This window comes from Citrobacter sp. Marseille-Q5395, assembly GCF_947057495.1.
GTDB lineage: Bacteria > Pseudomonadota > Gammaproteobacteria > Enterobacterales > Enterobacteriaceae > Citrobacter > Citrobacter murliniae.
The window spans coordinates 1-9395 of record NZ_CAMSEL010000042.1; the positions used below are offsets into that span (position 1 = coordinate 1).

Genomic DNA, 9395 nt, shown 5'->3' on the forward strand with positions numbered 1-9395 from the left:
GCGGCATAACCTGAATCTGAGGCAGCACCTGGCACGGCTGGGACGGAAGTCGCTGTCGCTCACAAAATCGGTGGAGCTGCATGACAAAGTCATCGGGCATTATCTGAACATAAAACACTATCAATAATTTTGAGTCATTACCCAGTTAGCAATAACCCCCGCTTGCGGGGGCCATACCCACCAGGAGCAAACGCAGAAAGCCCGAGATACTTCTGCTGTACCGGGGGCTGGCGACATTTCAGGCAACACTCATAGTTGACATCCTCCCCGCCCTAAAGGGCGGGGAGGATGTCAATAATAGCAGACCACATCATGATGTCATTCTGACCGACAGATGCCAGAAGCAGAGGATCCATCCCATTTTATACCTACCTTATAACACTTAGAAAAACAACATGTTAAAAATGTTTATTGGAAACAATTTTATTTCCAATTGTAATGATAACCATTCTCATATTAATATGGCTACGTGATAATTAACTTTTGATGCACTCCGCATGTCTGACCGTGCCACTTCCACAGCTTCCTTAACGTTCGAGTCGCTTTATGGCACCCATCACGGCTGGTTGAAAAGTTGGCTGACGCGCAAACTCCAGTCTGCCTTTGATGCAGATGACATTGCCCAGGACACTTTTTTGCGGGTAATGAGCAGCGAAACGCTCTCGACGATCCGCGATCCTCGCTCTTTCCTGTGCACTATCGCCAAACGCGTGATGGTGGACCTGTTTCGCCGAAACGCGCTGGAAAAAGCGTATCTGGAGATGCTGGCGCTTATGCCGGAGGGGGTAGCGCCTTCACCTGAGGAACGCGAAAGCCAGCTCGAGACCCTACAACTCGTCGACAGCATGCTGGACGGGCTAAACGGAAAAACACGTGAAGCGTTTCTGCTTTCGCAACTGGATGGCCTGACATACAGCGAGATTGCGCACAAACTCGGTGTTTCCGTCAGCTCCGTGAAAAAATACGTGGCGAAAGCCGTCGAGCACTGCCTGCTGTTTCGTCTGGAGCATGGGTTATGAATCCTTCGTTAACCGATTCCCGCCGTCAGGCGCTGCGTTCAGCTTCCCACTGGTATGCCGTGCTAAGCGGCGAGCGCGTCAGCCCACAACAGGAAGCGCGCTGGCAACAGTGGTATGAACAGGATCAGGATAACCAGTGGGCCTGGCAGCAGGTTGAAAACCTGCGCAACCAGCTTGGCGGTGTGCCTGGCGACGTTGCCAGCCGGGCGCTGCACGATACCCGCCTCACCCGCCGTCACGTGATGAAAGGATTACTGCTGTTGCTCGGCGCTGGCGGAGGCTGGCAACTCTGGCAGTCGGAAACCGGCGAAGGTCTGCGGGCAGATTACCGCACCGCCAAAGGCGCAGTCAGCCGTCAGCAACTGGAAGATGACTCCCTGCTCACGCTGAATACCCAAAGCGCGGCGGATGTGCGTTTTGATGCGCATCAGCGCACCGTCCGGCTCTGGTACGGTGAAATCGCCATTACTACCGCGAAAGATGCGCAGCAACGCCCCTTCCGCGTCCTGACCCGTCAGGGCCAACTCACCGCTTTAGGGACAGAATTTACCGTCCGCCAGCAGGATAATTTCACGCAGCTTGACGTGCAGCAGCACGCCGTGGAAGTGCTTCTCGCCAGTGCCCCCGCGCAAAAACGCATCGTGAACGCTGGTGAAAGCCTGCAGTTCAGCGCCTCTGAGTTTGGCGCAGTGAAACCGCTGGATGACGAGAGTACAAGCTGGACGAAGGGCATCCTGAGCTTCAGCGATAAACCGCTGGGTGAGGTGATAGCCACGCTAAGCCGTTACCGCAACGGCGTGCTGCGCTGCGATCCCGCCGTTGCCGGGCTGCGCCTGAGCGGGACGTTCCCGCTGAAAAATACCGATGCGATCCTGAACGTTATCGCTCAAACGCTTCCCGTTAAAATTCAGTCTATTACGCGGTACTGGATAAACATTTCACCGCTGTAAGAAAAATAATTCTCATTTCGATTGTCCTTTTTACCCTTCTCGTTCGACTCATAGCTGAACACAACAAAAATGATGATGGAGAAGGTATGACGCCGTTACGCGTTTTTCGTAAAACAACACCTTTGGTTAACGCCATTCGCCTGAGCCTGCTGCCGCTGGCCGGTCTCTCGTTTTCCGCTTTTGCTGCACAGGTTGATATCGCACCGGGATCGCTCGACAAAGCGCTCAATCAGTATGCCGCACACAGCGGAATTACCCTCTCGGTTGACGCCAGCCTGACGCGCGGCAAGCAGAGCAACGGCCTGCACGGAGATTACGACGTCGAGAGCGGCCTGCAACAACTGCTGGACGGCAGCGGACTGCAGGTAAAACCGCTGAGAAATAACAGCTGGACGCTGGAGACCGCGCCCGCGCCAAAAGAAGATGCCCTGACCGTGGTCGGCGACTGGCTGGGCGATGCGCGTGAAAACGACGTATTTGAACATGCTGGCGCGCGTGACGTGATCCGCCGTGAGGATTTCGCCAAAACCGGCGCAACCACCATGCGTGAGGTGCTTAACCGCATCCCTGGCGTCAGCGCGCCGGAAAACAACGGCACCGGCAGCCACGACCTGGCGATGAACTTTGGCATCCGGGGCCTGAACCCACGCCTCGCCAGCCGCTCGACCGTCCTGATGGACGGCATCCCCGTCCCCTTTGCCCCTTACGGTCAGCCGCAGCTTTCACTGGCTCCCGTTTCGCTCGGCAACATGGATGCCATTGACGTGGTGCGCGGTGGTGGTGCGGTGCGTTACGGACCGCAGAGCGTGGGCGGCGTGGTGAACTTTGTTACCCGCGCCATTCCGCAGGACTTTGGTATCGAGGCGGGGGTGGAAGGTCAGCTCAGCCCAACCTCTTCACAAAACAACCCGAAAGAGACGCACAACCTGATGGTGGGCGGCACAGCGGACAACGGTTTTGGCACCGCGCTGCTCTACTCCGGCACGCGCGGCAGTGACTGGCGCGAGCACAGCGCCACCCGCATCGACGACCTGATGCTGAAAAGCAAATATGCGCCGAATGAGGTGCACACCTTCAACAGCCTGCTGCAATATTACGATGGTGAAGCCGACATGCCCGGCGGCCTGTCCCGCGCGGATTACGACGCCGATCGCTGGCAATCCACCCGCCCGTATGACCGCTTCTGGGGCCGTCGCAAGCTGGCGAGCCTGGGCTACCAGTTCCAGCCGGACAGCCAGCATAAATTCAACATTCAGGGGTTCTACACCCAAACCCTGCGCAGCGGCTACCTGGAGCAAGGCAAACGCATCACCCTCTCGCCGCGTATCTACTGGGTGCGCGGTATTGAGCCACGCTACAGCCAGAGCTTTATGATCGGCCCTTCCGCGCACGAAGTGGGCGTGGGCTATCGCTATGTGAATGAATCAACGCATGAAATGCGTTACTACACCGCCACCAGCAGCGGGCAGTTGCCGTCCGGCTCAAGCCCTTACGACCGCGACACGCGTTCCGGCACCGAGGCGCACGCCTGGTATCTGGATGACAAAATCGACATCGGCAACTGGACCATCACGCCGGGTACCCCAGCGGGAGACGTGCAGTGCGGCCCATTCAAAGAAGCCGGACTCATCGAGCAGCAGGCTGATGATGATGACCGCAATAAATGCCGCTGTCGCGTTCCAGACGATATTCCAGACAACGGGAATATCAGAGATATGGATGACACCGGTTCCCAGCGCCAGCACAGCCCCGATACTCGCGCTCCAGCCAATACTCAGGCCTCTGGGTTGCCAGATCACCAGTACCAGCGTCAGTAAAAATATACTCCCTGCCAAAAGCATCTCAGACCCCATCATATATGATTTTGTAAATATGTTTTCCTGCCTCAGCAGGAGGTGCAGGCTGATTTGTCCAGCCATTCACGTACATCCTCGCGCAGACACTGCCAGGTCGTCGTGATTGTCTCTGCTGCCCACGCCGGAATATGGGGTGACAGACGATAGTGGATCCATTTGCCTTCCCGACGGTCAAGAACCAGATCAGCCTCGCGAAGGATAGCCATATGTCGCGAAATTTTGGGCTGCGATTCGCAGGTGGCAACGCAGATATCGCAGACGCACAATTCTCCGGACTCACGGAGAAGCATGACGATGGCTAGCCGTGTTTCATCCGACAGGATTTTGAAAAGCTGAACAGGTTGTAGCATTTTTCACTCCGTTCCCTTTAGAATACACATATGTTAGATCATATATATTAACTTTAAAATCACCTGTTCTCTCCGGAGGAGAAAAATGGAACAATTTCCAGCCCTGAATACTGACTGTTTTGATCAACATATTGCCGAACGTCTGCACCTGCAGGAGCCCCCACGGATTCTGATCCTGTATGGCTCATTAAGGGAGCGCTCCTACAGTCGCTTTGCCGCGGAGGAAGCAGGTCGCCTGCTGACGGCGATGGGCGCGGAGGTGAAATTCTTTAACCCCTCCGGTTTACCCCTGCCGGATGATGCCCCGGATACGCACCCTAAAGTCTCCGAGCTACGCGGGCTGGTCAGATGGTGTGACGGGATGGTGTGGAGCTCGCCGGAACGGCACGGGGCTATGAGCGCGGTGATGAAGGCGCAGATCGACTGGATACCGTTGAGTGAAGGCGCGGTTCGTCCTTCGCAGGGCAAGACACTTGCAGTGATGCAGGTTTGCGGCGGTTCGCAGTCCTTCAATGCCGTGAACCAGATGCGCATTCTGGGCCGCTGGATGCGGATGTTCACAATTCCCAACCAGTCCTCGGTGGCGAAAGCCTGGCAGGAATTTGATGAGAACGGAAGGATGAAGCCGTCCTCATGGTACGACCGTATCGTAGATGTCGCAGAGGAGTTGTTTAAAATTACGTTGCTGCTCAGGGGACAAACCAGCTACCTTGCAGATCGCTACAGCGAACGAAAAGAGAGTCATCAGGAACTTTCGTACCGCGTCAATCAGGAAAAAATATAACGCCTTCTGATCGTATAAATACACACCATGAGCGTTTTCACAAAGTCTCCTTCTGCCAGGCAGCGGATAATCTTACATGTGTCTGTCGTTTTCAGAAGACGGCAGACCGGACTAAAACCATAGGCATATCATTTGCCTTCAACAAGTTCACCGAACAGCTCTTTCACCCTGTTTCTGGCGTCCGTTAGCGCTATGTGCCCTTGTCCGGTGATTTCATATACTCGCCGACTTCGTCGACCGGCCTGAACATGTCGTGAGGTGAGATACCCCTTCTTTTCCATACCGTGCAGCATCGGATACAGGGTACCCGGGCTGAGTTGATAACCGTGGTGTCGCAATTCCTCAATGATGCCCAGACCAAAGACGGGTTCTTTGGCTGCATGATGCAGGATGTGCAAACGGATCATCCCGCCGTAAAGATCTTTGTCGGTCACGCCCGGAACCTCACAGTGCTAAACTCAACAACCAACCCGCAACACCGCAACTCACTACGACCAGCCACGGCGGCAGTTTCCAGAACATCAGAGCGACCAGTGCCACAAGGGCAAGGCCGAAATCTTGCGGAGCGAGAACTGCGCTCGTCCATACTGGTTGATAGAGAGCTGCCAGCAGAAGGCCAACTACGGCTGCATTAATACCCTGCAACGCTGCTTGTGTACGGATATTGCGGCGCAGACTTTCCCAGAACGGCAATGCTCCCACAATCAGAAGGAAGGACGGTGCGAAAATTGCCAGCAGACAAACCAGACCACCCAGCCAGCCAGAAGGCACCTGGTTCATCGAAGCCCCGAGAAAGGCTGCAAAAGTGAACAACGGTCCAGGAACGGCCTGGGCAGCGCCGTAGCCAGCCAGGAATGTATCAGTGCTGACCCAGCCAGAAGGAACGACTTCAGTCTGCAGTAATGGCAGCACGACATGCCCGCCACCAAAAACCAGTGATCCGGTCCGGTAGAAAGTTTCTACCATTAACAGCGTCGGATTTGGGAATATCGCCGTCAGCAATGGTAACCCTGTCAGTAGCACAAAGAACAGCGTGAGCCAGAACAATCCGACGCGACGCCGTATTGAAACGGGCAGCGGATCATGTACCGTCGTCTGCTGAGGTTTGAACAGTAACATGCCAGTGACAGCCGCAGTGACGATTACTCCCACCTGTCCCCAGGCCGATGGCACAAGAAGCACAAAGCAGGTTGCCACTGCCATGACAGTAATACGCGGTATATCCGGGCAAAGATTTCGGGCCATGCCCCATACAGCTTGCGCGACCACCGCAACGGCTACCACTTTCAGCCCATGCAATACACCAGAGGGCATCACATCCCCGTAACTGGTCATCCCCAGCGCAAACAGGATCAGTGCAACTGCTGACGGTAGCGTGAAGCCGGCCCATGCTGCCAGCGCCCCGGTATAACCGGCCCGGGACAGCCCGAGCGCTATACCAACCTGACTGCTTGCTGGTCCCGGAAGGAACTGGCACAGAGCGACCAAATCTGCATAGCTGCGCTCGGTCAACCACTGCCGTCGCGTCACAAACTCATCGCGGAAGTAACCCAGATGGGCAATTGGGCCGCCGAAGGATGTCAGGCCAAGTCGGAAGAAAATCAGAAAGACAGCCCAGGGGCTGTGATCATTCCTGGCAGTATCGTTCATGGTCAGATCCTGATTGCTGGTTTTAGTGGCTATTATAATCGAATTTCGTTATCGAAATTCGATTATAATAGCCACTGCTCCCTGTGGATAGAATGATGTTTCATGCTTTCCAGATGTTTACTTCAAGAACAGTTTCAACTGCCTGGCCAGTTATGGGCTTTATTCACATTCAGTATTATTGCTGTCCTGCTTTTACCCGGAGTATGGTTTGCCGGGTGGTATTAAATTCTCTGGCAACCGCACTGATACTGGCCCCGGAATTAAGGCGCTCTGACACTATTTTTTTTTGCTCCTCGCTCAAGATGGGCGGACGACCGAAGCGTTTCCCGGCTGATCTTGCCCGAGAAATCCCTGAATGTGTGCGTTCAATCAGCAGATCCCTCTCAAACTCAGCCACAGCTGAAATCACCTGCATAGTCATTTTTCCGGCCGGGCTGGTTAAATCCGCACCTCCGAGAGCGAGACAATGAACACGGATATCTAAAGTAGCCAGTTGTTCAACTGTTTTTCGGATATCCATCGCATTACGGCCGAGTCGGTCAAGTTTGGTGACAATCAATACGTCACCGCTTTCCATTCGATCAAGCAACCGGATGAACCCTGGTCTTTCGCTGGCAGCAACCGAACCACTTATATGTTCCTCAATCAGCCGCTGGGGTCTGATGGCAAAACCCGCCGCTTCAATTTCATGGCGCTGATTTTCTGTATTCTGTTCCAGAGTGGAGACCCGACAGTAGGCAAAAACTCGTGACATAGGAAACTTTCCGTACGCAAAGGGTGTCCGAATTATAACGTATGTACGAAACAAATTTCGCTGACTTTCGGACATATTGTTTGCGAGGCGTACGAAACCGACCGGTTTCGGTCAGTGCGAATGATAACTTTAATGAACTATGTGCAGGGGAAGCATTTATGCCACGGAGACAAATACTCAGTAGTGAAGAAAAAGAACGCTTGTTGATTGTGCCAGATGATGACGTATTTCTGACGCGCATGTGCTTTCTGAGTGAACATGACCTCGCGCTCATTAATTAACACCGCAGGCCAGCTAACCGTCTGGGCTTTGCAGTTTTACTCTGTTATTTGCGAGGACTAGGGTTTCCTCCCGACAAAAGTATTTCACCTCACGACTGTGTTGTCTTCAGGCTGGCGGCTCATTTGAAAGTCCAGTCTGATTTGTGGGCCGAGTATGCATCAAGAGAGGTCACCCGCTGGGAACATCTGGCTGAACTCTACCGCTACCTGGAATTATCCCCTTTTAACCGGGCGCTGCAAAAAACCTGTATTCGCCACCTTTATCCCCACGCCATGCGGACAGACAGAGGTTTTTTACTTGCGGAGGAAATGCTCTCCTGGCTCCACAATAATAAGGTTATTTTCCCCTCTGTTGAAGTGATCGAACGAACCCTGGCCGAAGCAACAACACTTGCCGACAGGGCGGTTTTTTCTGCGCTTACCGCGCAGCTTGAACCAGGGCATAAAGCGGCACTGGACCGTCTGTTGGTATCTGAGGGTGAGCAACCTTCACGGCTGGCCTGGCTGCTCCAGCCTCCGGGAAAAATTAATGGTAAAAATGTCCTGCAACATATCGACCGGTTAAATGCGATTGAGTCGCTGGCACTCCCTGACGGCATTGCACTTTCCGTTCACCAGAACCGACTCCTGAAACTCGCACGCGAAGGCAGGAAAATGAGTAGCCGGGATCTGGCAAGATTCACGGATGTTCGCCGTTATGCCTCGCTGGTTTGTATCATATCGGAGGCCAGATCCACCCTGACTGACGAAGTTATTGATCTGCACGAGCGTATTCTGAGTAGTCTGTTCAGCAGGGCAAAACGTACTCAGGCCGAGCGGCTCCAGCAAACGGGAAAGCTGATTCAGAGTAAACTGAAGCAATACGTTACCGTCGGACAGGCATTACTTAACGCCAGAGAGTCCGGGGAAGATCCCTGGGCCGCAATAGAAGACGTCCTTCCCTGGCAGGAATTCATCAACAGCGTGGAAGAGACGCGGTTCCTGTCACGTAAGGACAACTTCGACCCGTTGCATCTGATCACAGAAAAATACAGTACGTTGCGTAAATACGCCCCCCGGATGCTGTCCGTGTTGCAGTTCAGGGCTGCACCCGCCGCAATGCAGCTCAGTGACGCATTGGATACCGTCAGAGATATGTATAGAAAACAACTCCGAAAAGTACCGCCTTCCGCGCCAATCGGGTTCATCCCGGAAAGCTGGAGAAAGGTTGTGATCACCCCCACCGGCATTGACCGAAAATATTACGAATTTTGCGTGCTGAATGAACTGAAGGGAGCCTTACGTTCAGGTGACACCTGGGTAAAGGGGTCACGCCGCTACAGGAATTTCGATGATTATCTGATCCCGTCAGACGATTTTGAAAAATCACTCCGGGATAACCAGTTACCCCTTGCTGTTCCGGCCGATTGCCATGAATACATCAAGAGCCGTTTGACGCTTCTTGCATCGCGTCTGGAAGAAGTTAACGCGATGGCGCTGGCCGGTGATTTACCCGATGTTGATATATCGGATAAAGGCGTGAAAATTACCCCGCTGGATAACAGTGTCCCTTCAGCAGCATCCCCTTTTGGCGATCTGGTTTATGGCATGCTCCCTCACCCTAAAAGGGGGCCGCTTGGAAAACGAATCTATGGTCACTCCCGTTTTTGCAACACCGATTTTGACGACAAGTTGGCTTGCTTGAATCTATCCGGCGTCTGAATGGGATTTTATTCCCGCGCCTTGATGAGTTCCGCGCCTGATGAACCTCC

The 9395-nt window shown here is 53.9% G+C and carries 8 protein-coding genes and 3 pseudogenes; 6 read left to right on the forward strand and 5 right to left on the reverse strand.

All coding sequences use genetic code 11. The features are described 5' to 3' along the window. The 4 genes and pseudogenes from OH663_RS25385 to OH663_RS25405 all read left to right on the forward strand — a co-directional run. A partial coding sequence (locus OH663_RS25385) for an IS1 family transposase (protein WP_213090707.1) occupies window positions 1-127 on the forward strand: 127 nt, incomplete at its 5' end. A gap of 370 nt (window positions 128-497) precedes the next feature. After that, entirely contained in the window at window positions 498-1019 is a 522-nt protein-coding gene (gene fecI, locus OH663_RS25395) for an RNA polymerase sigma factor FecI (RefSeq protein ID WP_016151347.1), read from the forward strand. Further along, window positions 1016-1969, forward strand: a complete 954-nt coding sequence (fecR, locus tag OH663_RS25400; RefSeq protein WP_023304425.1) for a ferric citrate uptake sigma factor regulator FecR — start codon at window positions 1016-1018, stop codon at window positions 1967-1969. The genes fecI and fecR overlap by 4 nt, the downstream gene beginning before the upstream one ends. Window positions 1970-2055: 86 nt before the next feature. Then, window positions 2056-3549, forward strand: a pseudogene (locus tag OH663_RS25405) (TonB-dependent siderophore receptor); the annotation flags it as partial. On the opposite strand, the pseudogene OH663_RS25410 reads toward OH663_RS25405, so the two are convergent. Both OH663_RS25410 and OH663_RS25415 read right to left on the reverse strand, forming a co-directional pair. After that, window positions 3541-3810, reverse strand: a pseudogene (locus OH663_RS25410) (ArsB/NhaD family transporter); the annotation flags it as partial. The pseudogenes OH663_RS25405 and OH663_RS25410 sit on opposite strands and share 9 nt — an antisense overlap. Before the next feature lie 44 nt (window positions 3811-3854). Continuing rightward, a complete protein-coding gene (locus tag OH663_RS25415) occupies window positions 3855-4175 on the reverse strand; it encodes a transcriptional regulator (protein WP_022649397.1) in 321 nt (106 codons plus the stop codon). 85 nt (window positions 4176-4260) lie between these two features. Here OH663_RS25415 and arsH point away from each other — a divergent pair, with 85 nt between their 5' ends. Continuing rightward, the gene (arsH, locus tag OH663_RS25420) at window positions 4261-4959 is read left to right on the forward strand and encodes an arsenical resistance protein ArsH (protein WP_007898876.1); all 699 of its coding nucleotides are present in this window, start codon (window positions 4261-4263) and stop codon (window positions 4957-4959) included. A gap of 128 nt (window positions 4960-5087) precedes the next feature. Here arsH and OH663_RS25425 read toward each other — a convergent pair whose 3' ends face one another. The 3 genes from OH663_RS25425 to OH663_RS25435 form a co-directional block, all read right to left on the reverse strand. Further along, the gene (locus OH663_RS25425) at window positions 5088-5393 is read right to left on the reverse strand and encodes a PadR family transcriptional regulator (protein WP_004206574.1); all 306 of its coding nucleotides are present in this window, start codon (window positions 5391-5393) and stop codon (window positions 5088-5090) included. A 10-nt stretch (window positions 5394-5403) separates the two neighbouring features. Next, window positions 5404-6609: a chromate efflux transporter gene (chrA, locus tag OH663_RS25430; RefSeq protein ID WP_004206572.1), complete on the reverse strand. Its 1206-nt coding sequence runs from the start codon at window positions 6607-6609 to the stop codon at window positions 5404-5406. 175 nt (window positions 6610-6784) lie between these two features. Next, window positions 6785-7363 carry a recombinase family protein gene (locus OH663_RS25435; protein ID WP_016151342.1) on the reverse strand — a complete coding sequence of 193 codons (579 nt, stop codon included), beginning with the start codon at window positions 7361-7363 and terminating at the stop codon, window positions 6785-6787. Window positions 7364-7521: 158 nt separating this feature from the next. On the opposite strand from OH663_RS25435, the pseudogene OH663_RS25440 reads away from it, so the two are divergent. Beyond that, window positions 7522-9249, forward strand: a pseudogene (locus tag OH663_RS25440) (Tn3 family transposase); the annotation flags it as partial. Window positions 9250-9395: the final 146 nt, after the last annotated feature.

Coding starts and splice junctions, on each gene's coding strand:
- OH663_RS25415 (WP_022649397.1), bottom strand. CDS start 4,175: ATGCTACAACCTGTTCAGCTTTTCAAAATCCTGTCGGATGAAACACGG.
- OH663_RS25435 (WP_016151342.1), bottom strand. CDS start 7,363: ATGTCACGAGTTTTTGCCTACTGTCGGGTCTCCACTCTGGAACAGAAT.
- arsH (WP_007898876.1), top strand. CDS start 4,261: ATGGAACAATTTCCAGCCCTGAATACTGACTGTTTTGATCAACATATT.
- fecI (WP_016151347.1), top strand. CDS start 498: ATGTCTGACCGTGCCACTTCCACAGCTTCCTTAACGTTCGAGTCGCTT.
- chrA (WP_004206572.1), bottom strand. CDS start 6,609: ATGAACGATACTGCCAGGAATGATCACAGCCCCTGGGCTGTCTTTCTG.
- fecR (WP_023304425.1), top strand. CDS start 1,016: ATGAATCCTTCGTTAACCGATTCCCGCCGTCAGGCGCTGCGTTCAGCT.